This is a genomic window from Arthrobacter sp. Alg241-R88, assembly GCF_900537115.1.
GTDB lineage: Bacteria > Actinomycetota > Actinomycetes > Actinomycetales > Micrococcaceae > Arthrobacter.
The window spans coordinates 241,645-268,169 of record NZ_UNRG01000006.1 but is presented as its reverse complement, the minus strand read 5'-3'; the positions used below and the strand labels follow the sequence as shown (position 1 = coordinate 268,169).

The following is a 26,525-nucleotide window of genomic DNA, read 5'->3' as shown; positions in this document are numbered from 1 at the left end:
GTAAGTATACTTATCTATTCTGCGAAGGAGAAGTCGCACCCTTGTACGCGCCGCCTCAGCGCGCTTCCGCCGTCTCCGGCGGAATGGGGGTGTCACTCCGCCGAACCGTATCCTGATGCAGCTCCAAAGCGCTAGTCACCAGCGCGAAGTGGCTGAAAGCCTGGGGTGTATTGCCCAGCTGCCGGCCCGCCCGCACGCCCCATTCCTCACTCAGCAGGCCCACGTCGTTGCGCAGCTCAAGGAGGCGTTCAAAGAGTTCCCTCGATTCCTCGTGGCGGCCCGCACCCAGCAGCGCCTCCACCAGCCAGAACGAACAGGCCAGGAAGACGCCCTCATCACCGGGCAGGCCGTCGTCGCTCACGTCGGGGCGGTAACGGAGCACAAAACCGTCCTCGGTCAGCTCCCGCTGAATTGCTTCAATGGTTCCGATGACGCGGGGATCATCAGGCGGCAGGAATCCCACCCGGGGAATCAGGAGCAGGCTGGCGTCGAGTTCCGGCCGCCCGTAGGACTGGACGAATGTGTTGCGGCGGGCGTCGAACCCGTTGGCCATCACGTCACGGTGGATGGTGTCCCGCAGCTTCTCCCAGCGCTCCGCCGGCCCGGGCAGTCCCGATTCGCGGACACCCTTCACCATCCGGTCCGCTGCAACCCAGGCCATCACCTTCGAGTGGGTGAAGTGGCGGCGGGGACCGCGCATTTCCCAGAGCCCGTTGTCAGGCTGGTCCCAGATGGTCTCCAGATGCTCCATCAGTGCGACCTGGACGTCCCAGGCCTCATCCGAGTGCTTCAGCAGGGAGTTCCGCGTCAATGCCAGGCAGTCGAGCACCTCCCCCCACACATCGAGTTGGAGCTGTTCGGCGGCGCCATTGCCGATGCGCACCGGGGACGAGTTTTCGTAACCCTTCAGCCAGGGCAGCTCCATCTCGGGCAGGCGGCGTTCGCCATGGATCCCGTACATGATCTGCAGGTCCGCGGGGTCGCCAGCCACTGCCCGCAACAGCCAGTCCCGCCAGGCGGCGGCTTCTGCGGTGTAACCGGCAGCCAGCAGCGCCTGGAGCGTCATGGTTGCGTCGCGGAGCCAGCAGTAGCGGTAGTCCCAGTTGCGGGGGCCGCCCAGCTGTTCGGGCAGCGAGGTGGTCACTGCCGCCACAATTCCGCCGGTCGGGGCATAGGTCAGGGCCTTCAACGTCACGAGGGACCGGGCCACGGCATCCTGGTACGGGCCCTCTACGGTGCATTGCGAGGCCCAGCCGCGCCAGAACGCAAAAGTGGTGCCCAGCACTTCTTCGGCGTCGACAGTATGCGGCCGCCCAACATGGCTGGGCGCCCACGTCAGGACAAAGGGGACCCGCTCCCCTGCGTTGACGGTGAAGTCGCTGACGGTGTGCATGTTTTCGCCGTGAAGCGGGGCCGGGGTGACAAAGTAGACCGCGTCCGGGCCGGCGATGGCGTGCAGGCCGTATTCGTCCCGGCGCACCCAGGGGATGATGTGGCCGTAATCGAAGCGGAGGGTGAGTTCGCCGTGCATCTTCACGCTGCCACTGACGCCTTCGACGATGCGGACAATGTCCGCCACCGAGTCCCGGGGCGGCATGAAGTCGATGACCCGCACACTGCCTTCGGGGGTGTCCCATTCCGTTTCCAGGATAAGGCTGCCGTCCCGGTAGCCCCGGCGGGTACAGGAGCCGCCGCCTGCCGGCGCCAGGAGCCAGCGCCCTGCTTCAGGCGTATCCAGCAACGCGTTGAAACAGGCGGGCGAATCGAACCGGGGAAGGCAGAGCCAGTCGATGGAGCCTTCCTTGTTGATCAACGCCCCGGTATGGAGGTCACCGACAACTGCATAGTCTTCAATTCGCGCCATGCCCTTACCCTGCCACAGCCAGCTCCGAAGTGGACCGGGAACAGGGGTGTAGCCTTCACATCAACGGCAGCAGGCACCGGAGGCACTCATGGCAATCCATATCGGCACCTCGGGATGGAGCTACAACCACTGGGAGAACGTCCTTTATCCGCCGAAGCTGCCGGTCAAGGACCGGCTCCAGCACTACGTGGCCCGGTTCCGTACCGTCGAACTCAATGCCAGCTTTTACCGCTGGCCCCGGGACACAACATTTGCGGGGTGGAACCAGCGGCTGCCGCCCGGCTTCAGCATGTCCGTCAAGGCCCCCCGGGGGCTGACCCACGCCCGAAAACTGTACGAGCCCGAGGTGTGGCTGGAGCGCATTACGCGGTGCTGGCACGAACTCGGCGATAAACGGGCGGTCCTCCTGGTCCAGTTGCCGCCCGGCATGGAGCGGGACGATGCCCGGCTGGGCTACTTCCTTGCTGCGGTCCCGGACTGGATCCGTGTCTGTGTCGAGTTCCGCCACCCCAGCTGGGACCGCCCGGAAGTGTTCACCCTGCTGGAGCGGCACCAGGCCGCCTACTGCATCATGAGTGGCGCCAACCTGCCCTGCATCCTGCGCACCACGGCCCCCTTTACCTATGTCCGGCTGCACGGGCCGGACCACGAGCACCTCTACGCTGGCTCCTACTCGGATGCGGACCTGCACTGGTGGGCGGAACGGATCCGGGAGTGGTCCGGCAGCGGCCTGGACGTTTACGCCTACTTCAATAACGACGGCGAGGGCCACGCCGTGCGGAACGCCGAGACCCTGCGAGGGATCCTGGGAGAAGGCTGACGTCATACTCCTCCCCAGGGACCAGTGTTCCCTTCCCCCGGCGCCGCCCTGTGGCAGAGTGGAGCCATGGACACGGCTCCGAACAATTCGTCACAGAAAACAGCGCACACTCCGGTCCCGGGCGCGCTCTCGGGAAACCAGGTATTCCGGCTGGCGCACTGGATCTCGGACACCGTTAATTCGGCCCGGATCCGGCTTGCCAAGCGCTGGCACTTTGTGCCCCAGACCATCGCTTACCAGGGCTATGGCTCCACCAGCCTGGTGCGCGTGCTGGGACGGGTCCTGCTCACGCAAAAGCCGCTGCCGGGGAGCAAAGCGGAACACGCGGCACGGAACGGCAACCAGAACGTCCGCGGCTGGCGTGCCTTCACCAGCGTGCCGCTGCAGTTTACCGACGTCGAAATCACCATCGGCGATGTTGTCACCCACGTCAAAGCGGACCGTGGCGGGCTGATCGACATTGAAGTGGACGTCAAGCTTTCACCGGGCTGGCACACAGCTGTCCTCCGGGCGGAAGGAACAGAACCCGTCGAGGCCCTGATCCAGGTAATCGCACCCGATGTGAAGTTCGGGATCGTCTCGGACATCGACGACACCGTGATGGTGACGGCCCTGCCCCGGCCATTCCTTGCCCTCTGGAACACGTTTGTGCTGAGCGAACGGGCGCGCATGGCCACGCCGGGCATGGCGGTGCTGCTGGACCGGCTCACCGTCGAACACCCGGATGCGCCGGTGATCTACCTGTCCACGGGACCCTGGAACGCGGCGCCCACGCTGGCCCGTTTCCTCAACCGCAATATGTATCCGTCCGGCGCCCTGCTGCTGACCGACTGGGGCCTGACGCAGGACCGCTGGTTCCGCAGCGGCCAGGCCCACAAACGCCAAAACCTGGACCGGCTGGCCAAGGAGTTCCCGGACATGCGCTGGCTCCTGGTCGGCGACAACGGCCAGCACGATGAGGCGATCTACTCAAGCTTTGCCCAGGACAACCCCGACAAGGTTGCAGCCATCGCCATCCGGCAACTGTCCGTCAGCGAGTCCGTGTTCGCGGGCGGACACTCGGAGGACGGCGACCACACCACGTCCAGGGTGCCCTGGATCTATTCCCCGGACGGTGCCGGCATAGCCAAGCAGCTCGCCACGCTGGAACTTCTCTAGGCCCCGGTCCGGAACCGCGCGTCCTGGACTGCCCGCGCGGCCCGGCCCCAAGCTCCAGCAGCCGCGAACGCCCTAGGCGCTGGCACCCAAAGGCGCCACGCCGTCGTCGGGCGCTTCGGTATCAAGGACCTCAGGCGCTGCTGCCTGCGCGATGGCCGCCCCCGCGGCGTTGACAAGGTCGCGCTCCTCGATGAGTTCCTGGTACCAGAAGTAGGAGGCCTTGGGCGTCCGCTCCTGGGTCTCGAAGTCCACATGGAGCAGGCCGAAGGGTTGGTTGTAGCCGGCCGACCACTCGAAGTTGTCCAGGAGGGACCAGACGTAGTAGCCGCGCAAATCGATCGACTCAGCGTCACCACCCGGTGCGGTGGCCCGCAGCGCGGCCTCAAGATGGTCCGAAAGGTACTTCAGGCGCCGCTCGTCCGGGATGAAGCGGGTGTTGGTGGATTTGTCCCGGACGATGATGTCCTCGAAGCTGGCCCCGCCCTCGGTGAGGATGACGGGCGGCAGGTTGGGGTACCGTTCGGCCATTTCCTTCAGCGCGACTCCCATGTACTCCGGTTTCACCGGCCAGCCGTAGGACGTGATGTCTGCCTCCGGCCAGGTTTCCACGTGGAAGGGGGTTCCACCGCTGCCCGCCGCGCTGAGGTCGCTGCCCATGGCCTCGGCCATGCTCGCCGGCACCGCGCCTGCGCCGGGCCCGACGGCCACCTTGGTGGGCATGTAGTAGTTGAGCCCGTAGAAATCGAGCGGCTGGGAGATGAGTTCCATGTCCTCGGCGGGGTGGTCGAAGGCGCTGAAGAACTTGGCGGCCCGGATCAGGTCCGGATATTTTCCGGTCAGCACGGGGTCCGCATAGAGACGGTTCTGGGCCAGGTCCATCAGGCCTGCGCTGATGTAGTCCAGCGGGTTGATGGAGTTCGGGACCATGGGCGAGTACACGTTGGTCATGCCGATTTCCCCGGGCACATTCGCGGCACGCAGGGCCTGCACGGCCAGGCCATGGCCCAGCAGCTGGTGATGGACTGTGGGGAAGGCGTTCAGGACGAGCTCCTTCCCGGGCGAATGCAGGCCGAGCGAATATCCGTTGGTGCTCACGGTGGCGGGCTCATTGATGGTCACCCACCGGGCTACCCTGTCGCCGAACTTTTCGGCGAGGATGCCGGCGTACTCCCCCAGGCGGTAGGCGGTATCGCGGTTCATCCAGCCGCCGGCCTCGTCCAAAGCGAGGGGAGTGTCCCAGTGGTAGATCGTGGCCATGGGTGAGATGCCATTGGCGAGGAGTTCGTCCAGCAGCCGGTCGTAAAAGGCCAGGCCGGCGCGGTTTGCGGGGCCGCTGCCCGTGGGCTGGATACGGGGCCAGGCGAACGAGAACCGGTACGAGTCCACACCGAGCTGCTTCATGAGCGCCACGTCCTGGGGCATGCGGTGGTAATGGTCGCACGCTACGGCCGGGCTGTGGTCCTCGACGATGGCGCCGGGCTTGCGGGAAAACACGTCCCAGCCTGCAGGTCCGCGGCCGTCCTCATCCAGCGCGCCTTCGATCTGGAAGGCTGCGGTGGCCACGCCGAGGGTGAACCCCGGCGGGATGAGTGCTGCGAGGTCCCTGGCGGTAATGTGCATTGATTCAACCCTTACTGACGAACAGGACGGCACCTGCGGAGTCCTTCAACTTCCGCGAGGTCAGGACCATATCCTCGCACGATTCCCAGGGTGCCGGTGAGCGTGCTGCTAGGGTCTGGGAATGGATGAAAAACTGGGGAAGTTCATCGACGATTTTGCTGATCTGGTGCAGCTGGCACAGGCCCGCAGCCACAGGCGCCAGGCCGGGGTGCAGCTGCTGGATACGCTGACCGGGCACCTGGGCCTGGCTGCCGAAGACCTTGCGGTGGTGGAGGAACAGATTCCGCCCCACCGGTTCGTTGATGCGGACATCGTTATGGCCGGGCTCGCGGCCCTGGACCCGGACAGCAGGCTGGTGGGGGTCGGCGGCGGCGGCCAGCGGCACCACCAGTCGTTGAGCGACATGCTTCAGCAATCACAGGCCTTTCCGCAATTCCCGCTGGCCCAGCCCGACTACATCAACCTGCCTGTGGGGCCGGACAGCCAGCGCCAGGCGGTGGGTTTCGGGGTGCGGCTCTTAACGTACGACGGCGGGCGGCTGGCCGTCCTGCAGCGGGCGGCGGATCCCCGGTCCGGGCGGCAAACCGCTACCCTGGAGGTGGCGCCTGAAGACACCGAAACGGGGGCTGCGTTCCTGGCCGAGTACCGGCGCCGGATGGACAGCCAGAGTGTTTTCAAGGGCCAGGTCATATCCCTGGCCATGGGTGAGTTCGGGCCCAGCAGCGGCGGGGTGACCTTCCATCACCGGCCGCAGCTGCACGAGCAGGAGGTCATTCTTCCGCCTGGCCTCCTGCACAAGGTGGCGGGCCACGCCGTCGGCATAGCCGCCCACCGCGAGTCCCTGAAGCGCCACGGACAGCACCTCAAACGGGGCGTCCTGCTGTACGGACCTCCCGGAACAGGCAAAACGCACACCGTCCGCTATCTGCTCGGCCAAAGCGAGGGCACTACCGCCATCCTCCTCAGCGGCGGTTCGCTCGCCCGGATCTCGGAGGCGGCACGGATGGCCCGCGCCTTGCAGCCCTCGATGGTAGTGCTCGAGGACTGCGACCTCATCGCCGAGGACCGGAGTTTCGGCCACGGGCCGCAGCCGCTCCTCTTTGAAGTCCTGGATGCCATGGACGGCCTGGATAATGACGCCGACGTCGCATTTGTGCTCACCACCAACCGGCCGGACATGCTGGAGCGCGCGCTGGCGCAGCGGCCCGGCCGGGTAGACCTTGCGGTGGAGATCCCGCTGCCTGCACTCCACGAACGGATTGAGCTCCTTCGCCTCTACGGCCGGCAGGCCGGTTTCAGTCCCGACGCCGTGGCTGCCGCCGCCGAGCGCACCGACGGAACCACCGCTTCCTTCGCCCGCGAACTGGTGCGCCGGGCCGTGGTGGCCGCAGCACTCGAGGACGTGCCGGTGTCCGATTCCCATCTGGCAACGGCGGCAGAAGAACTGCTGGGCGACGCCGAATCCCTGACCAGGAGCCTGCTGGGCAGCGGCGCGGCAGGAATCGCCTAACGGCAGCCCTGCGCTGAGAGGCTTCCCGGGATTACTGGTCGCCGAACAGAAATTCCTTTGCGTGCGCCACGGCCTTGCGGAAAGCATCGTTCCGCAACGTGACCAGGTGCTCCGTTTCGCCGTCCGCCGGTTCCAGGTAGCCGGTGTAGCCCGGCCGCAGCACCCAGATGTCCCCCGCGGGCGGAAGATAGAAGACGCCGAAGGACCGTTGCTGCCTCTCGTCGTTCGTCCATACCGGCACCACAGCCAGCGCCGCTCCGGTTGCGGGGTTGATCCACTGGGCACGTGGAACCGGCTCCTCATGTGCCTCCGGATCCAAAAACGGAGCGGTACCCTGGCCCCACCGTTGTTCGAAGCGCTCGTGGAATGCAGGCATCAGGTGTGAATCATAGCGGCGCCAATCGCTCATACAGTTCTCCGCCTCTCGAAGTGGTTTTCGGGCTGGATCGCGGGGGTTTGCTGCGGCATGACAGGTGTTGTGGCAGCTAGGCCCAGGGGCCGCTTTCCCAGCGCACGGGTGTGATTCGTATGATGTTCCCGCCCCGGCTGGCGGCGTGCCGGACCTTGCGGACCGGGATCTCCGTCCCCGCTTGGGATGCCGGTACTGCACGGACTGCCGGCTGCGCCTCCACCTCGCGGTCATACGCTGCCCGCCGGGCAGGATCGCGCAGGACGGCGAAGGCCTGCATAATGCGCAGCAGCTCCGCTTCCGGTGACGTTCCTCCACCAGACCCGGTCTTCTGCACCGCGTCCTGGGCGCCCTCGTGCACACCCGACGCAGCCCTTCCGCCTTCCATGTCCGGGTGATGGTTGCGCATCAGGGCACGGTAGGCGCGTGAGATCTGCTGCCGCGTGGCGTCATGCGGGATGTGCAGGGCGGCGTAGTAATCCGGGGTTTGGCTCATGTCAGTCTTCCGGTTCCAGCTCAGTTCCGAATCCGGGCGGCGCAGGGCAACCAGGGGTTGCCCTGCGCCGTCCACCGCTGGCCTAGGTTCCGATCTGTTGCATCTGGCCCTGCTGCTGCGTCTCGATTTCGATCTTGCGCGGCTTGGCCTTTTCCGCCACGGGGATCCGCAGCGTCAGGACGCCTTGGTCGTAACTGGCCTTGATGTTGTCCGTGTTCAGGGTGTCGCCCAGGATCAACTGGCGGCTGAAGACGCCGCGCGGACGCTCGGAGGCAACCAGCTCAACATTGGGCTGGGTGGGGTCCTGGCGTTCCGCCCGGACGGTAAGGACGTTGCGCTCAACGTTCAGGTCCAGCGAATCGAGCTTGACGCCCGGAAGATCGAAGGCCACCACGAACTCACCGTCTTCCTGCCAGGCATCCATGGGCATGGCGGCCGGGCGGGCGGCGGTCCCAAAGACCTGCTGCGTGAGCCGGTCCAGCTCACGGAACGGGTCCGTACGCATCAACATCATTTCCCACTCCTTCAGCTTTTCAGATGTTGGATCGATACCATATCCGCTCCCATGATCTATGGTGATGGATATAGATTTTTTATAGCACCCGTGGGAAACTGAAGCAAGACTCACCGACAATTTCTGGAGAACTGATGGCAGGGCAGGAAGCAGGACGGGCGCAAGCGCCCGCAAAGGGACGCGCACTGTATGCCATCTCCGTGGCCGCGGAGCTGGCAGGGACCGGCCAGCAGAACATCCGGCTCTATGAGACGCGGGGCCTGCTCAGGCCGTCGCGTACTTCCGGCGGCACACGGCAATACAGCGATGCCGACATCGCCGTGCTGCTGCGGATCGGCGAACTCCTGGAACAGGGCCTGAACCTGGCAGGCGTTGCCAAGGTGCTGGAGCTGGAGGAAGCCAACGTCAAGCTCCATCGGGCGCTCAAGCGGGCGCGGTCCCGGCCACCGGCGTGAGCCGGCGGTGAGCCGGCGGCGTGAAAGGCACGACGACGGCCAGCCGCTTCAGCGCCCCGCCCGGCTCACCGGCACCCGCACTTCGGCCTCCTTGGAACGCCTTGTTCAACCTCCCGGAGTTCAGTCCCGCGGCACGTCCGCCTTGGACAGTTCGCCGGTGATCCGCTCGCCTGGAACCCTCGCCGTCCGCCAGGTGTCGAGGGCGATTACTCCGCCCAGGATCACCAAGGACAGCGATAGCGATGCCAGGGCATCGCTGAGCCAGTGGTATCCCAGGTACAAACGGCTGAGGGCCGCCAGCACAATGCCGATGCCTGCCCCAATGAACCCGAACACGGCAGCCCGCCGGTTGCTTCGCCGGGAGTAGATCAAAAAGGCACCCACCAACAGGAAGTCACAGGCCCCCAGGACATGCCCGGACGGGAACGAAAAGGTGTGGTCAATGCCGAAGAGCATCTGGTCCACCGGAGGACGGGACCGCCGCACAATCTGGAGGATGATCTGCGAAATGATGACGCCCGTAATCATCGCGGAGGCCAGCAGGATAGGGCGCCAGGCGTGCTTTGCCGCGAAGCCCCAGGCGGCAACCACCACCAGGACGATGATGGGGAGGGCGACCGGACCGAAGACCACGGCCAGGAAGATCATGACGACTGTGAGGGTCTGTGACCTCAGCCCGAGCAGCCAGTCGCGCACCGGGCCGTCGGCGGCGGAGAGGCCATCGGCCTGCACCACGCTGATCAGGGTGGCGATGAAGAGCGCCACCCCCAGCGCCACCAGAACGATCGACGCCCGGTACAGGCCCCGCCGGTCGTCCGGCTCCACATAGCGCTCCTCCACCACGAATTTGTCATGGAAGACCCGCCACTTGCTGGCCCTTTTACCGGTAGCCCCGGAACCCGCTGATCCCTGCTGTGCCACTGCATGCCCGTCCCTAGATGGAGATTTGCCTAGGGTGAAGATTATCCCGGTTGCCCGGCCTTGGCGCGGTATCGGGTCCGGTCCTTTCCATCAGGAAATCCGGCGGCCGCGCGAACTGTCGTAGCCCGACGGTAGCCTGACTGCATGGGCGTGATGAACGAACTGATTGATCCTCCGGGCATAGGCATGCTCACGCATATCTTGACGGAAAGTGCGCCCACGGTGGAGTGGAAGCAAACTGCTGCCACCGCATCCCTGCTGGGTGACCTGAACTTACGTGCACGGACCGACCTGGTGGCCGATGCCCTTGTGGCCGATATCAGCACGGGTGCGGTCCCGGGATATACGACGGCGTCCGCCAGCTTCCGTGCGGCACTTGCAGTTCCGGAATTCACAGGCTGGGTCCTCTGGCCGGTTTCGGAGGCGGCCGTCACCCTCGCCCTCGCCTCGGATGCAGCGGAGGACTTCGACGACTGCCTGGCCCTGATCGCCGAACTGACGCCACGGCTCACCGGGGAATTCGCCGTCCGCCGCCTCCTGGCCAGGGATATGGACCGGGCCCTGGCCGAAATCCTGACGTGGACAGCACACCCTGATGAGCACGTCCGCCGCCTGGCGAGCGAGGGCACACGTCCATACCTACCGTGGGCGGTGCGCGTCCCAGCCCTCGTCCGGCGGCCAGAAGCCACCCTGCCCATCCTCACAGCCCTCTACCGCGACCCGTCCGAGTATGTACGGCGTTCTGTAGCCAACCACCTCAACGATCTCGCCCGCCACGCGCCCGATGCTGTTGTGGACACAGCCCGGCATTGGCTTACTGCGGCAGACCGCAACACGGGCTGGGTGGTCCGTCATGGCCTCCGCACCCTCATCAAGAAGGGGCATCCGGGCGCGCTGGCGCTGCTTGGCTTCACGCCGGCGTCGGTGGCCGTTTCCGGGCTGCGCCTTGACCAGGAAATCCTCACGATGCCCGGAGAGTTGACGTTCGCCTTCGAGATTTCCAATACCGGCACCCGGAATGTCCGCCTCGCCGTGGATTACCTGGTCCACTACCGCAAGGCCAATGGCAGCCAGTCGGCGAAGGTCTTCAAGATCTCAACCCTGACCCTGGCGCCGGGCGAGAGCAGGAGCATCTCCAAGCGCCACGCGTTCAGGCAGATGACCACCAGGGTGCATCATCCGGGACTGCACGCGTTGGAGCTTCAGATCAACGGCGCCGCGCATGGGCGCACCGAGTTCGTGCTGGAGATGGCCTAGCTCCCGCGCTGGGATGGCCTAGAACGAGCCGGTGGTGAACTGCCAACTCCTGCCGGCGAACGGGTTTCCGGCGAGGTCGCGGACTCCGGCGCTGCCACCGGTCACCGTCACGGCGTACTTGGTCTTGGCTGCCAGCGCCTGCTGGGGGTCCAGGATCCACTGGTTGGTGGTGCCGTTCCGGTACACGGCGGCCGGAACCACCGCGCCGGTGCCAGCGTTCTTTACCGCGAACGTCGCCCCGGCCACCCCCTGGACGGCCTCGTTGAAGGTAACGCTGATGTTGTTGGTCCGCCGGACCAGCAGCGCGTTGCTGCCAGGTGTGGAGGCGGTGACCACGGGGGCCGGGCCGGTGAGGAAGCTCCAGGTGACGGAGGCCAACGGGGTTCCTGCGGCGTCGCGGATGGCGGAGGCTCCGCCCACCAGTGTGGCCGTGTAGGTTGCGTCAACGGGCAGGCCGGCAGCCGGGTCCAGTGTGGCCGTACGGGTGGTGGAGTTGTAGGTGACCGTGGCCGGGATGGCGCTGCCGGCCGCATTCCTGAGCACAAACGTTCCGGCGGTAACGCCCTGGACCGCGGCGCTGAAGGTGGCAGTCACGTTGGCTCCCGCTGCTACTGCCGTTGCGTTGGATCCCGGGGTGATGGCAGTGACAGTGGGCGCCGGAGCGGGGGCGGGGGCCGGAGCGGGAGCGGGGGCGGGGGCCGTAGCGGGAGCGGGGGCGGGTGCCGGTGCGGCAGCAGCAGCGCCGGCAAACAGCAGGCGGTTGGGGGTTCCGCTGGTGGCCCCGGTAATGACGCCTGCGGTTGCATTGGACGTGAGCGTGCCCGCCACCTGGGCCGGTGAGAGCGCGGGGTTCTGGGAAAGCAGCACTGCTGCTGCCCCCGCCACGTGGGGAGCGGCCATGGAGGTTCCGGACATGGATGCAGTGGCGGTGGCAGACGTGTGATGGGTTGAGGTAATCCCCACCCCGGGTGCGTAGAGGTCCACGCAGGATCCGAAGTTGGAGAAGGACGCCTGACGGTCAGATGAGTCACTGGCAGCTACGGTGACGGCTGCCGGAACGCGGGCGGGAGAGCTCCCGCAGGCATCCACGGCGGAGTTGCCGGCGGCAACCACAGCAGTGACGCCGTCGTTCATTACCGCCTGGATGGCCGCGTCCACGGCGGTACTGGCTCCGCCGCCCAGGCTGAGGTTGGCCACTGCGGGCGTTCCCGCCGTATGGTGGGCCGCGATCCAGTCCAGGCCCGCCACCACGTCTGAGTTGTAGCCGGAGCCGTTGCAGTCGAGCACCCGGACCGGCACGACGGTAGCGCCCTTGGCTACACCGTAAGTGGACCCGGCCACCGATCCTGCCACGTGGGTGCCGTGCCCGTTGCAGTCGCTGGAGCCCCGGCCGTCAGCGACGGCGCTCCAGCCGGCCGCCACCCGCCCGCCGAAGTCCGCATGCGAGGCCAGGACACCGGTGTCCACCACGTACGCGCTCACGCCGGCTCCGGATGCCGTCCAGGAGTAGGACCCGGACAAGGGCAGGGGCCTCTGGTCCACCCGGTCCAGGCCCCAAGGTGCTGGCTGCTGGGTTGCGGAGAGCCTGACGGGGGCATCGGCTTCCACCGACACCACGCGGCCGGAGCGTGCCAGCGCCGCTGCCTGTGCAGGATTGGCGGTAACCACGGCACCACGGACGGCGTGGGCAAAAGTACGGCCGACGCCGAGCCCCTGCGTCCGCAGCCCGGCTGCCTCCGCGGCTACGTCGGCATTGGCAGCGTACCGGACGATGTAGCGGCCCGTTTCGCCGGCATCTGCCGGCGGGGCTGCTGACGCCGGCACGGATGCGGTGGAAAGGGCGACGGCGGAGACCAACACTGCTGCGGCGGGCAGCACAAAGGATGGAGTGCGAATTTTGGGGTCCTTGTTTTGGCGTTGCGGGCTGCGCGGGCAGGGAATTTATCCGCCCTACCAAAAGGTTAGGACCCGGTTCGGCACCGAAACCCGGTCCTTGCAGGATCTTGTGCCAACCCTATGAGATTCCTGCGGCCCGGACGTGGCGGGTTAGATTGAGGCGCCTGCCGGGACGTCCACCTGGTGGTTCCGCCAGGAGTATTCTGGCTCGAAACCGAGCAGCCGCCTGGCCTTGTCAATGGACAACATGGTCTCGTGCTCGCCCAGGTCCTTGGTGACCTTGACGTCGGGGAACACCTCCGCCGCCAGTTCCGCGCTTGGCCGGCTCATCACCGTGTCCGCGTTGGCGATGATGTACGCCTCGAAGCCGGGCCCTGCGTTTTCCAGCGCACGGGCCACCGCCTGCGCTCCGTCACGGCCATCGATATAGCTCCACAGGTTCCATTTCCGCAGCGTAGCGTCGGCGTCGAAAGCCGGAAACCTGTCGTAGTCTTCGGGGTCCATGACGTTGGAGAACCGGAGCCCGGAAATGCTCAATTCCGGGTCCCACCGCGTCAGCTCCACCGCCATCTGCTCCTCGAGGTGCTTCACCAGCGAGTAGGTGCTCTCCGGCCTGGCGGGATACTCCTCGTCCACCGGAATGTAGGGCGGGTCGACGTCGAACGGCAGTCCCAGCACCGTCTCGCTGGAGGCATACACCACCTTCTTGATTCCGGCCCGGCGGGCTGCCTGGAACACGTTGTAGGTGGCGAGCATGTTGTTCTCGAAGGTGGCGGCGTCCGGGATGATGCCGGGCGCGGGAACGGCGCCGAGGTGGACCACTGCGTCGAATCCGCCGTGGCGGTCGTCCAGCCCCAGCATGACATCCACCACCTGGCCGTAGTTGCGCAGGTCCACCACCACCAGCCCCGGGTTCCGCTCCCCTGCGCGGTCCAGGTTGAGCACCTGGTGCCCGTCGTTGGCCAGCCTGCGGACCACGTGCCGTCCCAGCTTTCCGCTTCCCCCGGTTACTGCCACCCTCATGCGTGTTCTCCTTTTCGGTTGATAAAGCGTTCGACGGCGGCGATCGCAAGTTTGGTGATGTCGCCGGGTTCGCCGCTGCCGTTCACCGGCACCAGTAAGCCCCGGCCTGCGTAGACGGACACCACTTCGTGGGTCTCGCGGTGGTAGAGGTCAAGGCGGCGCCGGAACACGTCCACGGTATCGTCCCTGCGGCCCTCGTCCCTGGCACGTTGCAGCATCCGCTGTTCCAGCTCGGCGTCGGGGGCCTGGAGCTCGATCACCGCATCCAGGGCGTGCCCCTGGGAAGCCAGCATGTTGTCGAGCTCCATAACCTGGGGCGCGGTCCTCGGGTAGCCGTCCAAAAGAAAGCCTGCCCTGACGTCGGCCTCGAGGAGCCGGTCCTTGACCAGGGCATTGGTGAGGTGGTCCGGAACGAAGTCACCGTCGTCGAGGTACTGTGCAGCTTCATTGCCGAGTTCAGTTTCCCGGCTGACGTTGCTGCGGAAGATCTCGCCCGTGGATACGGCTGGAATGCCGAAATGCCGTGCCAGGTGTTCCGCCTGCGTTCCCTTGCCGGAGCCGGGCGGACCGATGATGAGCAGTCTGGTCATGTTCCTGTCCCTCCACGGCGCAGCACCGCTGGTTTCCGGGTCCGCCGCCGGCGGCTCCGGCGCGTCCCCTATTCTGCCCGCAATACCCGTTCCGGCACCAGCAGCCACGGGGTAACAGGGGAAGCCAATATGACGTTTCCCGTGTCCGGAGGATGTATATACTTTTCGGTATCGGTTTAGCAGCAGGCCGTTGGAAAGTTCGTCGATCCAGCGAGCATCGCCGCCTTCCGCCCTTCGGGTGGACGGAGCATGTTGCCGGCTCGTTTTGACCTGAGCGAATGGCACCAAGAAACCGTGGCCAGCGAGTCAACTGCAAAAACTGATACATCCATTACTGACCACCTGCATGAACTTGTCCTCAACAGCTCCGATGTCGAGGACTTCCTTACCGAACTGGCGCAGGTGTCCGCCCGCAATCTGTCCGAGCCCGGCGACGAGATCCTGTGCGCCATCACCCTGCTGCGGGAGCGGAAAGCCGCCATGGTGGCCAGCAGCAGTCCGGCCGCCGAGGCCGTTGCACGGCTTGAGTACGAATTCAACCAAACGCCCAGCATGATTGCCTCCACCACCCAGGAAACTGTCCACGTCCCGGATATCCGCGACGACGGCCAGTGGCCTGAATACTCCGCGGCCTTGCTGGGTGAAGGCGTCCGCTCCGTCCTTGCGCTGCCTTTCCAGCTGGAAGGCGGCACCAAAGCGGCTTTGCTGCTGTACTCGGGCCGCCCCAACCGTTTCGAAGCACGGGTGCTCGAATTCGCCGAGGACTTCGTCAGCCAGACCTCCCTCGCGCTCCGGCTTGCCGTCCGCTTTGCCCACTACAGCGAAACAGCGGCAAACCTGCGGGCAACCCTGGAATCACGGACAGTCATCGACATGGCGGTGGGCATCATCATGGCCCAGAACCGTTGCAGCCAGCACGACGCTTTCGAGATCCTGAAGACGGCGTCCAGCACCCGCAATTCGAAACTGCATGACGTTGCCACGGCAGTGGTCAACGCCCTGGGCCAGGGTCCTGCCCGCACCCACTACGACGGGTAGCAGCCCGGCGTCGGGCCGCTTCGTCAGCGTCGGGCAGCGGTATCCCTCTATGCGGGGAACCCTGCGGGGAGGGCCCCGCGGAAGCCGGCCAGCGGCGTAGGACGGGGCGAGTAGCGCCGCGGTACTTATCCGATGGCGCCCGTCGTCCGGGCATATGCTGTGGCCTGGTCACGTACCTGGACCAGGTAGGCATCCGACTGGTTGTAGGAGTAGATGGCACCGGTCCATCCGTGCGCGGTGGTGAGATCACCGCCGCGGGCACACAGGTAGCTGGCTGTACTGAGCGCAGCGTCGTCGATGTTGAAGGGATCCGCTGCCCCATCACCGTTGCCGTCCCTCCCCGCAATCTCCCACGTGGACGGAATGAACTGCATGGGCCCCACGGCACGGTCCCAGCGTGCGTCGCCGTCGAGGGCTCCACCATCCGTGTCAGCGATGGCGGCGAACCCGTTTCCGTCCAGGCTTGGGCCAACAATGGGTCCGCTGGCCTGCCCTGAAGAGTCCAGGCTTCCGCCGCCGTAGGACCCGTGGTGGGATTCGACGAAGCCGACTGCCGCCACCGTATTCCAGCCGATCCCGCAGCCCGGAGAGGACTCGTTGGCCGCGCCGGCCGCAGCCACGTACGCCCGGAGCGCCTGCGAGGGAATCCCGGTCTGCGCGGCAGCCTGTGCGAGCCACTCGGCGTCCGCATTCCGGGTGATGTTCACGGCCGGCGTGATGCCGGTGGAAAGCGTTTCAAGTTTCGCCTCCGACCTCGGCGGCGGATCGAGGGCCACACGGGCATCCGCGCCGGACTGCTGCAGCGCCCAGAATGACAACGCTGTGACGACGCAAACCGCGAACACGGTGAAGACCAGGAGACGCCTGAGGCGCAGCACAGTGTCACGGGAGCCAGTCACGCGTTCGATCCTATCGAGCGACGCCGGCCGGGAACGCCAAGTGCCTCAGGCGGCGGGCCCCGCCGGTTACCACCAACGCTCCATCACCTCCCGCACGCAAAACCCCAACGCACCATCACCTTCGGCGACGGGGGATTCCCTCCGTCGCCGAAGGTTCCGGCATAAGGCGAAACTACTGGGCGAGGAAGCGCAGCAGCGCTTCATTGACCTCCGCGGCGTGGGTCAGCAGCAGGCCATGCGGGGCGCCCTCGATCTCCACATACTCCGCGCTGGGCAGGGCCTTGGCGAACAGTCGTCCGGTGGAGTCGATGGGAAGGATGTTGTCCGCGGTGCCGTGGAGGATCAGCGCGGGAACGTCAATCTTGGGGATGTCCTGCCGGAAGTCGGTGAGCCAGGTGGCCTGCGCCGCAACGGAAGCAGTAGCCCCTGCGCCGGAGGCCGTGTTCCAGCTGGCATTGACTGCCTCCTGACTGAGGCGGGGCGTGCCAAGGAAGGTGTCGGTGTTGTAGAAGTTCTTGAAAAATTCGGTGAAGAACGCGTACCTGTCTGCCGTGACAGCCTGATGCAACCCGTCGAAGACCTCCTGCGGGACACCGTCCGGATTGTCGTCGGTCTTCAGCAGGAAAGGTTCGAGGGAGCCGAGGAACGCCGCCCTCGCCACCCGTGCCGAGCCGTAGGTGCTCAGGTAGCGGGCCACTTCGCCGGTACCCATGGAGAAGCCGACCAGCACCGCGTCGCTGAGGTCTAAAGTTGTCAAAATGGTGTTGAGATCGGCAGCGAACGTGTCGTAGTCATATCCCTCAGTGGTCTTGCTCGACTTCCCGAAGCCGCGGCGGTCATAGGTGATCACCCGGTAACCTGCAGCCAGCAGCGCGGCAGTCTGCTTCTCCCAGGAGGCGCCGTCCAGGGGATAGCCGTGGATCAGCACCACCGGCTGGCCCGACCCATGGTCCTCGTAGTAAAGCTCGATGTCAGTGCTGTTTTCAGTTCCAACGGTGATGAAAGCCATCGCGGCGGTCCTTTCGAGACTGTGGGATCGATGCGGGCGGGACTTGCTTTGCCCGCGCAATTCCTACTCTAGGGTGGTCCGCCGTGCTCCACGCTACTGGGAGGGCTGCGGAAGCTCGCAGGATATCTGGGGATTGGCACCCATATAGTTCAGCGGGCCGGCGACGATGGTGATAGCTATGGTCCCGGCTTGCGCACAGTTCCCCGGCGCGGAGCCGAAGTAGCCGCGCTGCCAGGCTGCCACACCACCAATGATCAGCCAGATGACAACAAGAGCTCCGAGAATCCGCATGATTCCTCCATAGGCCGTGGCGGCTGTGGGTTCAATTATGCGCGTCGGCCGGCAAAAGTGAGAGAGCGATTAGGGAAAACCCGCGGTAAGTGGGAGAGCGTGGCCGGAAAACCCGCGTTAAGTGGGAGAGCGTCGCAGGAAAACCGGCGTTAAGTGAGAGAGCGTCCGGGGGCGGAGACAAAAAGGCACCCCCGGTCCCGAAACATATCCCGGTACCGGAGGTGCCTTCTGTGTATTGAACAGGCAGTGCTTTTGATCAGGCGCTGGCAGCCTTGCCCGGAAGGGCCAGCTTGAAGACCTTGGCCCAGGAGGAGCCGACCTGCTTGAGCAGCGGACCGGTGGTGTATTTCAGGCCGTAACGCTGGCAGATCTCACGGACCCTCGGTGCCACTTCGGCGTACCGGTTGGACGGCAGGTCCGGGAAGAGGTGGTGCTCGATCTGGTGCGACAGGTTACCGGTCATCAGGTGCATGAACTTGGAACCGGAGATGTTGGCGGACCCGATCATCTGGCGGACGTACCAGTCACCGCGGGTTTCGCCCTCCACCATTTCCTCGGTGAAGGTGTCAGTGCCTTCGGGGAAGTGGCCGCAGAAGATAACGGCGTGCGCCCACACGTTGCGCACCGCGTTGGCAGCCAGCGTGCCATAAAGGGCCTGCTTGCCGGAGCCGGTGAGCATCGCGACGGCGGGCGTGGCGGCGTAGTCCTTCGTGAACTGCGTAACGACCTTCTTGCCCAGTGCTTTGAGGTCCTTGAGCAGCGCTTCCTTGGACTTCGTGCCTTCCTTGTACTCGGTCAGCTCGAGGTCGTAGATGGCGATGCCCCATTCGAAGACGGGAGCCAGGATGGCGTTGAACAGCGGGTTCGCCAGGTTGATGGGCTTCCACGGCTGGTTCTCGTCCATACGCAGGAGGTTGTATCCGACGTCGTTGTCCTTGCCCACCACGTTGGTCCAGCGGTGGTGCAGGTCGTTGTGGGTGTGCTGCCAGGAGCGCGACGGCGTGACGAAGTCCCACTCCCAGGTGGTGGAGTGGATGTCCGGGTCCCGCATCCAGTCCCACTGGCCGTGCAGGATGTTGTGGCCCAGCTCCATGTTTTCGAGGATCTTGGCCAGGCTCAACAAGGTGGTGCCCGTAACCCAGGCGGCCTTGTTCTTGCTGACCAGCAGGGCGGCGCGGCCGGAAATCTCCAGGCCGCGCTGGATCTTGATCATCCGGCGGATGTAGGCGGCGTCTTCCGCCCCGCGCTTGGCCAGCACTTCGTCGCGGATCGCGTCGAGTTCGCGTCCGAGCTCGGCCACCTGTTCATCGGTCAGGTGGGCTGCGGCTGGCGGCCGGACCGTGGGGCTGCCGGATTCTGCCAGCTTTCCGGGGCGCGTCCTTGACCCTCCGGTGGAGCTGCCGCTGGTGGGTGTGGCCTTGCTGGGTGAAATTACAGTCATACCGTTGTGCTCCTCAGATTTCGAGGTTGACGGGTCCGGCGGCTGCCGAGACACACGTTTGGATCAGTTGGCCGGGTTCGCCATGGACTTCCCCGGTTCGGAGGTCCCGGACCTGCCCTGACAGGAGCGGGGTGAGGCAGCTGTGGCAGATGCCCATGCGGCAACCGCTGGGCATCAGCACCCCGGCGTCCTCGCCGACGTCCAGGATGGGGGTGTCGCCGTCGGCTTCCACCTCACGGTCCGAAGCTTCAAAGGTGACCAGGCCGCCGTCGTGCCCGACGCCGCCTTCGAAGGTGGTGTTGAAGCGCTCGATCATGAGGTTGCCGGCACTGCCGGCCACCGCGACGTCCGAGCCGGGGGCGGCGGTGGTCAGCGCTGCGCGCTTCCACAGGGCCTCGGCGTCGTCCAGGAAGCTGTCCGGCCCGCAGGCGTAGGCGGCGCGGTCCTTCCAGTCCGGGCAGATCTCGTCCAGCTGCTTGGTGTTGGTGAGGTCCATTCGGCCTTGCTCGCCGGTGAACCAGTGTGCGAGGCGGAAATTGGGGAACTGGTCGGCGAGCTCGGCAAGTTCCTCGCGGAAGAGGCTGTCACCTGGGGTGCGCGCTGAGTGGACCAGGACGACGTCGGCATCCGGACGCCGTGGAACAAGGGTGCGGATCATGGACATCACCGGAGTGATGCCGCTGCCCGCGGTCACCATCAGCAGGGGCCGGGGGTGCTCCGGGAGCACGAAGTCACCCTGCGGAGGTGCCAGGAACAGGACGTCACCGGGTTTGGTGGTGCGCACGAGGGTTCCGGAGACTGCACCGACGTCGGTGACAGTGATGGCGGGATCCTTGCCGGCTGGGGCGCTTAGGGAGTAGGACCGCCAGTGGCGGACGCCATCGAGTTCGACGCCGATGCGCGCCCATTGGCCCGCCAGGTGGGAGTGCCAACCGCGGCCGGGCCGGAAAAAGATTGTTGCGGACTGTGCCGTCTCCTGCACTACGCGGGTGACCACACCACGAAGCTGCCGCGCCGAGTAGACCGGATTGAACAACGCGAGGATGTCCTCCGGGGCCAAGGGCGTTGTGAGGACTGAGGCCGCCTGGGCCAGCTGACGTAGCCGGATCATGCGTTAAAGCCTAAAAGGGCGCGGGCCATATTTCTCTCTCTCCGTCATATGACCGTTCCGCAGTCACGCTGTAGTAACGGCGCTAAGCCCCCAAAGCCGCACTATAAGAGTAACGGCTGCGGCCTGCAGAAGGTTCCCCGTTTTTCAGTAAGCATGCTTAGTGTATCGTCAGGGCCCTGCTTCCGCCGACAAAATTCTTTTATGACCGGAGGCATCACGGCTGGTCAAGAGGACGCCGGCCGCCACCCTAATGCCGGCGCTAGATACCGGGTGACGTTCCCAAGGAGCTTGGCATTGAACTCGACGCCGAGCTGGTTGGGAACCGTGAGCAGCAGTGTGTCTGCGGCCTGTACGGCTGCGTCCGCAGCGAGTTCTTCGGCCAGGAAGTCCGGGGCGCCCACATAGCTTTTCCCGAACCGGGCGGTCAGTCCGTCAATAACGCCCACCTGGTCCCGACTGTCGCGCAGGGCACTGCCCGCAAAGTAGCGGCTGTCCTCTTCATCCACGATGGGAAGCACGCTGCGGCTGACCGAAATACGGGGTGGGTGCTGGTGCCCGGCTGCGGCCCAGGCGTCCTTGAACAACTGGATCTGCTCCGCCTGAAGTTCGTGGAAGGGCACGCCGGTGTCCTCTGTCAGCAGGGTGGAACTCATCAGGTTCATGCCCAGTTCCGCGGCCCAGACGGCTGTCTTCCTGCTGCCGGCTCCCCACCAGATGCGCTCGGCCAGGCCTGGTGACTGCGGCTGGACGGGCAGGAGTCCGATGGCACCGCCGGCATAGCGGGGATCCGCTTCCACCACTCCAGCACCGCTGATGGCCTTCCGGAACAGGGCTGTGTGGCGGCGCGCCATGTCCGCGTCAGTCTCGCCCGGCTGCGGGCGGTAACCGAACGCAGCCGCCCCTTCCCGCGCCGGCTCCGGCGAACCGCGGCTGATCCCCAGCTGGAGCCGGCCGCCGCTGATGAGATCGGCCGCGGCGGCTTCCTCTGCCATATACAAGGGGTTCTCGTACCGCATGTCGATCACGCCGGTGCCGATGTCGATCCGGCTCGTCCGTGCACCAATGGCAGACAACAGTGGAAACGGCGAGGCCTGCTGCCGGGCGAAATGGTGGACGCGGAAGAATGCCCCGTTGACCCCCAGTTCCTCGGCGGCGACTGCAAGGTCAATGGCCTGGAGGAGGGCGTCCCCGGCAGTCCGGGTGCGGGAACCGTGGCCGGGGCCCCAATGGCCGAAAGATAGGAATCCGATGCGCTCCATACCTGCCCCAACTGCAGCGGGGCGGCAGGCATTCCCGGCTGGCATGATGGCCGGGTGGGTATTTCTGAAGAAGCTGCGACCATTGCCAAAACAGTTGTGCTGTTCACAATTGCAGCTGCCGCTGAAATCGGCGGTGCCTGGCTGGTATGGCAGTCGGTCCGCGAAGGCAAGGACTGGTGGTGGGCCGGCCTGGGCGTGATAGCCCTGGGCCTCTACGGTTTTGTGGCAACGCTACAGCCGGACGCCCACTTCGGCCGGATCCTGGCAGCCTACGGCGGGGTGTTCGTCGCGGGATCGCTGGCCTGGGGCATGATCTTTGACGGCTTCCGCCCGGACCGCTGGGACGTGGCTGGATCCCTCATCTGCCTGTTGGGGGTGGCGGTTATTATGTTCGCGCCCCGGAACGCAGGCTGATTCCAGTTCGGCCTGCTCTGGGAGCGCCCCAGGACTAACCGGCTGCCGATCCGCACCGCAGTCGGCCGGGGCAACCCCGCTGGCTAAACTGGCAGCGTGACCAACAGCGAGCAGCCCGCCAGCGCCAACATTCCGCCGTCGCGCGGGAAAATTGCCGAGCGGCTGCTGCCCGGCGGGGAGGAACCGGACCCGCGGTTCACCCTGGCGAACGAACGCACCTTCCTTGCCTGGATCCGTACATCCCTGGCGCTCCTCGCCGGCGGCATTGCCATCGAGGCTTTCACCGCGGACCTTTTCCTGGAGCCCGTCCGAAAGGGCTTGGCCGTGGTGCTGCTCCTGCTGGGTATGCTGCTGAGCGCGGGCGCCGCGGTGCGGTGGCTGCGGGTGGAACGAAGCATGCGCAGCAAAGCCCCGCTGCCGCTGCCGCTGATTGTCCCGCTGCTTGCCGGGGCAGGGGCGCTGGCGGCCGCCGTCGTGCTGATCTTTATTCTCTGGCGCTGAGCAGTGGTCACGCACCCCGCGGGCGGCCACGGCGATCCGGGCCTTCAGCCGGAGCGCACCACGCTCGCCTGGGGCAGGACGATGATGGCACTGGTCACGGTCAGCGCGATCTTCCTGCGCTGGCTTCCTGCCCACGGGCTGCCCATCCTGCTGCTGTTCGCCGTCTCGGCCGGGGCGGCTGCCGCCATCTACTTCACGCAGCGCCGCCGCTACGGCGCCAGCTCCCGCGGCATTGCAAGGGAAAATGTCGACGCCGACATCACCGCCGTGCTGTGGACGGCCTGTGCGGGGGTGTCGTTGGGCGGCCTCGGCATCGGCGTCGTCCTCGCCGGCTGAGCGAACCCGCTGATCCGGCCCTAGAACATCGGCAGGACAAACCCCGCGAGCAGCGCCACGGCGCCGATCCCGGTAAGGCAACGGCCAAGCACCGCTGCCGTTTTTCCAGCCTCTTCCGGAGCCGCCATCTGCCACTGGGTGGGCCGCTTGGGGTGGTAGTAGATGGGAAGGGTATCGCCCACGGCCAGGTCCTTGATGTCATGGGGCGACATGGGCGCATGGTGCACCTGGTACTTCCGGTCGAACCAGCGGAAGCCCACGCCGCTGCTGTCCGAATACACCACGGCTTCGGCCACCGCCCACGGATGCACGAAGCGGCGCAGGAAGCCGGTGTAGAAGAGCAATCCCAGCCCGGCGGGCAGGCACAACCAAGTGAGCATTTCCAGGATTGGACCTGCCATATCAAGCACAGTGGGCATGATTCTGATGGTACAGGCGTACCCTGAGGGAATCGTTTCCGGCGAAAGGGGCAGACATGAACAACGAGGATCTTTTGAGCCGCATTCAGGCCTTGGTGGAGGAGGAGCACACACTCCGCGAGGGATCCGCAGACGGCCAGGCGCCGGACCGGGACAGGCTGAGGCAGGTGGAAGAACGCCTTGACCAGTGCTGGGACCTGCTGCGCCAGCGCAGGGCCAAAGCGGAGTCAGGCGAAAACCCCAACGAAGCCGAAGCCCGTCCCGTCAGCGAAGTAGAAGGCTACAAGCAGTAGCCCCCTACTTCGCAGCCGGGCCGCGTTTTCAGCCGATGGGTTCCGGCATCTGCTCCACCACGTACTGGGCATCCACGGACAGCCCGGTGACGGGGTCCGCCATTTCGACTTTCCAGCTGCGGGCGAACTGGTTCACGCCGCCTGTCATGGCCACGGTGCCGGAGATGAGCACGGTGCCGGGCTGGTTCAGGCCGCGCTCGGCCAGCACCTCCAGCCAGTAGTCCGGCGTCAGCAGCGCCTCCAGCGTGCTGTCCTGGATGAGGGTGTCCGGGGTCTCCCCCTCCCCCACCCAGCCCTTCAGCGTGATCTTGTCCAAGTGGTCACGCACATCGTCAAGCCGCCATGCCTTCCGGCCCAGGACGTCCGGGCTAGCGTTCTTGCTCCAGGCCACGCCATGGACTTCGAGCTCCCGGTCCGTGTGGTCGCAGGCCACCGTCAGCAGGACGCCGTCGTCCGCGATCACCAGCGCCCACTCCGCTTCTCCGGACGTCCTTCCGTGCTGCACGCGCACTTCGGACACCTGCTGCGCCAGGTAGGGCGACACCGGGTAGAGGGCCGGAGTGGTGGTGGGCCCCGGAACGCCAAGCTCCGCCAGTTCGGCAATGTGCGCCTGGACTTCATCCTGCTCGCGTCCCGCATAGCCGGCATTGAGAAGGTGCTTGACCTCCACGTCCCTGGTGCTGCCGTCGGGAAGTTCAAAGCTGAGAACCGTCATGGTGGATCCGTCCTTTTCGTGGTGCTGCAGGAAAAATTAACAAACCGGAAACCGGAAAGGGTCGCCAATGTACATCCAGTATGCGTAATGTATACATTACACGCCAGCGTGACAGGCGTCACCTTTGAGCACTCCAGTGGAGGACATCATGAGCAACTCTCCCGTTCCGGCACACGGTGCGGCGCCGCACCCGCCGATTCATCCCAAGGGTCTATACAAGGCCTTTGCCGCCAGCCTCACCGGGACGGCCCTTGAGTGGTACGACTTCGCCGTCTACTCAGCGGCCGCCGCCGTCGTCTTTCCCCTCGTCTTCTTTCCCGCAAGCGATCCCCTGACGGGCACCATTTTGGCGTTCTCCACCTACGCGGTGGGCTACGTTTCCCGCCCGGTGGGCGGGATCATCTTCGGCCGCCTGGGTGACCGCATCGGCCGCAAGAAGGTGCTGGTGACTACGCTGATGATCATTGGCGTGGCCACGGTGCTGATTGGTGTTCTTCCGGGCTACGACAGCATCGGCATCGCCGCTCCCATCATCCTGGTGCTCCTGCGGTTCGCGCAGGGCGTGGGCGTCGGCGGCGAGTGGGGCGGTGCCGTCCTGCTTTCCAGCGAGTATGGCGATCCGCACCGCCGGGGTTTCTGGGCCTCCGCCGCCCAGGTGGGCCCGCCCGCAGGCAACCTGCTCGCCAACGGTGCCCTGGCGGTCCTGACCCTGATGCTGACGGAGGAACAGTTCCTCAGCTTCGGCTGGCGTATCGCCTTCCTTGTGTCGGCACTGCTGGTCGCGTTCGGCCTGTGGATCCGCCTCCGGCTGGAAGACACTCCTGTCTTCAAGGCGATCGCGGCCCACGGCGAACAGCCCCATGCCCCCATCCGCGAGGTGTTCAGCCATGAACTGCGCCCACTGATCGCCGCCATCCTCTCCCGCGTGGGACCTGACGTGCTGTACGCGCTGTTCACGGTGTTTACACTCACCTACGGCATCCAGTCGCTGGGCTACGAGCGCAACCAAGTACTCACCGCAGTCCTGATCGGCTCCGCCTTCCAGCTCTTTATGATCCCGCTGGCCGGCGCCGTGTCCGACAGGTTCAACCGCCGCCTGGTCTACGGGGTGGGTGCGGTGGTGGGCGCCGTCTGGACGTTTATCTTCTTCGCCATTCTCGGCGGCAACAACCAGCCGATGCTGATCATCGGCATTGTCCTGGGCCTCATGGCGCACTCCTTTATGTACGGTCCGCAGGCGGCCTTCATTGTGGAGCAGTTCTCCCCCCGGCTTCGTTCCACCGGAAGTTCCCTGGCGTACACGTTCGCCGGCGTGATCGGCGGCGCCATCGCCCCGCTGATGTTCACCGTGCTGCTCTCGCAGTTCGGCACCTGGGTTCCGGTGGCCATCTACGTGGCCGTTGCCGCCGTCGTGACCGTAGTGGGGCTCGCCATGGGCCGCGACAACGACACTGTGGAGGACCAGGACTACCGGCTCCTCCTGGAAGGAGCCAGCAACGCAACCCGGGCGTCGGGTGTGGGCGAATCCCGCTGACCGAGGGAAAAGTTTTGTCCACGTGGCGTGTTCACAAATGCCTTGCAGCCCGCGCCGCGTGGACAAAACTGCGTCAGGTCCGGAGCAGGATATCCCGCGTGACAGCCAGATGCTCGTCGATCGCCTTCTGCGCCTGGTCGGCATCTCCGGACACCAATGCGTCAAGGATCCCCTGATGTTCGGCGCAGACGTCCTGGCGCCGGCCGCCCATCCGGAACAGGGCGGCAACCCCCACCAGGATCTGCCGCACGTGAAGCTTGCTGTAGGTCCGGGAAATCAGTTCGTTGCCGGCCGCGTCAATGAGCTGCTGATGGAAGAGGGTGTCCAGGCGGATGAACTCCCGGGCATCATCAGTTTCGCTGGTGTCCGGGATCCGGGCCTGGAGGTCCAGGGTCTCTTGCATCAGCGCGGCAGGCACGCGGTTCTCGGCGATCACCAGCCGGGCTGCGTGGGTCTCGAGGACACCGCGGAGTTCCATCAGTTCGGAGATTTCCCGGCCGGTGACGGGCGGAACGTACGCCCCGCGTTGCGGAATCAGCTCCACCAGCCCATCCGAGACCAGGAGCAAAAGGGCTTCACGGACGGGCGTGCGGGAGACTCCAATTTCGGCGGCAAGCTCCTGTTCGTTCAGGAAGCGGCCCTGGAGTTCGGGGTCGATCAGGACGTTTTCACGCAGGTGGACATACGCCTTTTCCCGTCCGGACGCAGCCGTACCCGCCGTTTTTCCCATAC

At 65.6% G+C, this 26,525-nt stretch carries 29 protein-coding genes; 11 read left to right on the top strand and 18 right to left on the bottom strand.

The window, feature by feature from the left end; translation table 11 throughout:
• Positions 1–55 precede the first annotated feature (55 nt).
• Positions 56–1,882 carry a glycoside hydrolase family 15 protein gene (locus tag G6R19_RS14855; protein ID WP_275898069.1) on the bottom strand — a complete coding sequence of 609 codons (1,827 nt, stop codon included), beginning with the start codon at positions 1,880–1,882 and terminating at the stop codon, positions 56–58.
• Between the two features lie 70 nt (positions 1,883–1,952).
• Between G6R19_RS14855 and G6R19_RS14850 the strand changes: the two genes are divergently transcribed.
• Positions 1,953–2,684 carry a DUF72 domain-containing protein gene (locus G6R19_RS14850; protein ID WP_163166263.1) on the top strand — a complete coding sequence of 244 codons (732 nt, stop codon included), beginning with the start codon at positions 1,953–1,955 and terminating at the stop codon, positions 2,682–2,684.
• Between the two features lie 66 nt (positions 2,685–2,750).
• A complete protein-coding gene (locus tag G6R19_RS14845; RefSeq protein WP_163166261.1) occupies positions 2,751–3,842 on the top strand; it encodes a phosphatase domain-containing protein in 1,092 nt (363 codons plus the stop codon).
• Between the two features lie 72 nt (positions 3,843–3,914).
• Here the strand turns inward: G6R19_RS14845 and G6R19_RS14840 are convergent, their stop codons facing one another.
• Positions 3,915–5,462, bottom strand: a complete 1,548-nt coding sequence (locus tag G6R19_RS14840; protein WP_163166259.1) for a GH1 family beta-glucosidase — start codon at positions 5,460–5,462, stop codon at positions 3,915–3,917.
• Positions 5,463–5,583: 121 nt separating this feature from the next.
• On the opposite strand from G6R19_RS14840, the gene G6R19_RS14835 reads away from it, so the two are divergent.
• A complete protein-coding gene (locus tag G6R19_RS14835) occupies positions 5,584–6,972 on the top strand; it encodes an ATP-binding protein (RefSeq protein WP_163166257.1) in 1,389 nt (462 codons plus the stop codon).
• A gap of 31 nt (positions 6,973–7,003) precedes the next feature.
• On the opposite strand, the gene G6R19_RS14830 is transcribed toward G6R19_RS14835, so the two are convergent.
• The 3 genes from G6R19_RS14830 to G6R19_RS14820 form a co-directional block, all read right to left on the bottom strand.
• Entirely contained in the window at positions 7,004–7,381 is a 378-nt protein-coding gene (locus G6R19_RS14830; RefSeq protein WP_163166255.1) for a hypothetical protein, read from the bottom strand.
• 76 nt (positions 7,382–7,457) lie between these two features.
• Positions 7,458–7,877 (bottom strand): J domain-containing protein, encoded by a 420-nt coding sequence (locus G6R19_RS14825; RefSeq protein WP_163166253.1) that lies wholly within the window; start codon positions 7,875–7,877, stop codon positions 7,458–7,460.
• Between the two features lie 82 nt (positions 7,878–7,959).
• Positions 7,960–8,388 carry an Hsp20 family protein gene (locus G6R19_RS14820; RefSeq protein WP_163166360.1) on the bottom strand — a complete coding sequence of 143 codons (429 nt, stop codon included), beginning with the start codon at positions 8,386–8,388 and terminating at the stop codon, positions 7,960–7,962.
• Between the two features lie 137 nt (positions 8,389–8,525).
• On the opposite strand from G6R19_RS14820, the gene G6R19_RS14815 reads away from it, so the two are divergent.
• Positions 8,526–8,846: a MerR family transcriptional regulator gene (locus G6R19_RS14815; RefSeq protein ID WP_163166251.1), complete on the top strand. Its 321-nt coding sequence runs from the start codon at positions 8,526–8,528 to the stop codon at positions 8,844–8,846.
• A 120-nt stretch (positions 8,847–8,966) separates the two neighbouring features.
• Here G6R19_RS14815 and G6R19_RS14810 read toward each other — a convergent pair whose 3' ends face one another.
• Positions 8,967–9,767, bottom strand: coding sequence for a phosphatase PAP2 family protein (locus G6R19_RS14810; protein ID WP_163166249.1), 801 nt, complete (start codon positions 9,765–9,767; stop codon positions 8,967–8,969).
• A gap of 144 nt (positions 9,768–9,911) precedes the next feature.
• On the opposite strand from G6R19_RS14810, the gene G6R19_RS14805 reads away from it, so the two are divergent.
• On the top strand, positions 9,912–11,024 hold the full coding sequence (locus G6R19_RS14805) for a DNA alkylation repair protein (protein ID WP_163166247.1): 1,113 nt from the start codon (positions 9,912–9,914) through the stop codon (positions 11,022–11,024).
• 18 nt (positions 11,025–11,042) lie between these two features.
• Here the strand turns inward: G6R19_RS14805 and G6R19_RS14800 are convergent, their stop codons facing one another.
• The 3 genes from G6R19_RS14800 to G6R19_RS14790 form a co-directional block, all read right to left on the bottom strand.
• On the bottom strand, positions 11,043–12,902 hold the full coding sequence (locus G6R19_RS14800; protein WP_163166245.1) for a S8 family serine peptidase: 1,860 nt from the start codon (positions 12,900–12,902) through the stop codon (positions 11,043–11,045).
• Positions 12,903–13,070: 168 nt separating this feature from the next.
• Positions 13,071–13,943 (bottom strand): NAD(P)-dependent oxidoreductase, encoded by an 873-nt coding sequence (locus tag G6R19_RS14795; RefSeq protein ID WP_163166243.1) that lies wholly within the window; start codon positions 13,941–13,943, stop codon positions 13,071–13,073.
• Positions 13,940–14,533: an adenylate kinase gene (locus G6R19_RS14790; RefSeq protein ID WP_163166241.1), complete on the bottom strand. Its 594-nt coding sequence runs from the start codon at positions 14,531–14,533 to the stop codon at positions 13,940–13,942. The genes G6R19_RS14795 and G6R19_RS14790 overlap by 4 nt, the downstream gene beginning before the upstream one ends.
• A 294-nt stretch (positions 14,534–14,827) precedes the next feature.
• On the opposite strand from G6R19_RS14790, the gene G6R19_RS14785 reads away from it, so the two are divergent.
• Positions 14,828–15,571, top strand: a complete 744-nt coding sequence (locus G6R19_RS14785) for a GAF and ANTAR domain-containing protein (protein ID WP_163166239.1) — start codon at positions 14,828–14,830, stop codon at positions 15,569–15,571.
• A 125-nt stretch (positions 15,572–15,696) separates the two neighbouring features.
• On the opposite strand, the gene G6R19_RS14780 is transcribed toward G6R19_RS14785, so the two are convergent.
• From G6R19_RS14780 to G6R19_RS14755, 6 genes are all read right to left on the bottom strand, one after another.
• Positions 15,697–16,449, bottom strand: coding sequence for a lytic transglycosylase domain-containing protein (locus tag G6R19_RS14780; RefSeq protein WP_163166358.1), 753 nt, complete (start codon positions 16,447–16,449; stop codon positions 15,697–15,699).
• A gap of 193 nt (positions 16,450–16,642) precedes the next feature.
• Positions 16,643–17,479 (bottom strand): alpha/beta hydrolase, encoded by an 837-nt coding sequence (locus G6R19_RS14775; protein ID WP_163166237.1) that lies wholly within the window; start codon positions 17,477–17,479, stop codon positions 16,643–16,645.
• Between the two features lie 93 nt (positions 17,480–17,572).
• Entirely contained in the window at positions 17,573–17,770 is a 198-nt protein-coding gene (locus G6R19_RS14770; RefSeq protein ID WP_163166235.1) for a hypothetical protein, read from the bottom strand.
• A gap of 256 nt (positions 17,771–18,026) precedes the next feature.
• A complete protein-coding gene (locus tag G6R19_RS14765) occupies positions 18,027–19,211 on the bottom strand; it encodes an acyl-CoA desaturase (protein WP_163166233.1) in 1,185 nt (394 codons plus the stop codon).
• Between the two features lie 13 nt (positions 19,212–19,224).
• Positions 19,225–20,322, bottom strand: a complete 1,098-nt coding sequence (locus G6R19_RS14760) for a ferredoxin reductase (RefSeq protein ID WP_163166231.1) — start codon at positions 20,320–20,322, stop codon at positions 19,225–19,227.
• Positions 20,323–20,546: 224 nt separating this feature from the next.
• Positions 20,547–21,581: an LLM class flavin-dependent oxidoreductase gene (locus tag G6R19_RS14755; RefSeq protein WP_163166229.1), complete on the bottom strand. Its 1,035-nt coding sequence runs from the start codon at positions 21,579–21,581 to the stop codon at positions 20,547–20,549.
• 54 nt (positions 21,582–21,635) lie between these two features.
• Here G6R19_RS14755 and G6R19_RS14750 point away from each other — a divergent pair, with 54 nt between their 5' ends.
• The 3 genes from G6R19_RS14750 (at position 21,636) to G6R19_RS14740 (ending at position 22,832) form a co-directional block, all read left to right on the top strand.
• Entirely contained in the window at positions 21,636–21,995 is a 360-nt protein-coding gene (locus G6R19_RS14750) for a YnfA family protein (RefSeq protein WP_163166227.1), read from the top strand.
• Positions 21,996–22,091: 96 nt separating this feature from the next.
• On the top strand, positions 22,092–22,496 hold the full coding sequence (locus G6R19_RS14745; RefSeq protein ID WP_163166225.1) for a DUF202 domain-containing protein: 405 nt from the start codon (positions 22,092–22,094) through the stop codon (positions 22,494–22,496).
• Between the two features lie 81 nt (positions 22,497–22,577).
• Entirely contained in the window at positions 22,578–22,832 is a 255-nt protein-coding gene (locus G6R19_RS14740; RefSeq protein ID WP_240341901.1) for a hypothetical protein, read from the top strand.
• A gap of 20 nt (positions 22,833–22,852) precedes the next feature.
• Here G6R19_RS14740 and G6R19_RS14735 read toward each other — a convergent pair whose 3' ends face one another.
• On the bottom strand, positions 22,853–23,251 hold the full coding sequence (locus G6R19_RS14735) for a DUF3592 domain-containing protein (protein ID WP_163166221.1): 399 nt from the start codon (positions 23,249–23,251) through the stop codon (positions 22,853–22,855).
• Between the two features lie 56 nt (positions 23,252–23,307).
• On the opposite strand from G6R19_RS14735, the gene G6R19_RS14730 reads away from it, so the two are divergent.
• Positions 23,308–23,544: a DUF2630 family protein gene (locus tag G6R19_RS14730; protein ID WP_163166219.1), complete on the top strand. Its 237-nt coding sequence runs from the start codon at positions 23,308–23,310 to the stop codon at positions 23,542–23,544.
• Positions 23,545–23,572: 28 nt separating this feature from the next.
• Here G6R19_RS14730 and G6R19_RS14725 read toward each other — a convergent pair whose 3' ends face one another.
• A complete protein-coding gene (locus G6R19_RS14725) occupies positions 23,573–24,259 on the bottom strand; it encodes a DUF2848 domain-containing protein (RefSeq protein ID WP_163166217.1) in 687 nt (228 codons plus the stop codon).
• Between the two features lie 148 nt (positions 24,260–24,407).
• Between G6R19_RS14725 and G6R19_RS14720 the strand changes: the two genes are divergently transcribed.
• On the top strand, positions 24,408–25,793 hold the full coding sequence (locus G6R19_RS14720) for an MFS transporter (protein ID WP_163166356.1): 1,386 nt from the start codon (positions 24,408–24,410) through the stop codon (positions 25,791–25,793).
• A gap of 73 nt (positions 25,794–25,866) precedes the next feature.
• On the opposite strand, the gene G6R19_RS14715 is transcribed toward G6R19_RS14720, so the two are convergent.
• A complete protein-coding gene (locus tag G6R19_RS14715; protein ID WP_163166215.1) occupies positions 25,867–26,523 on the bottom strand; it encodes a GntR family transcriptional regulator in 657 nt (218 codons plus the stop codon).
• Positions 26,524–26,525: the final 2 nt, after the last annotated feature.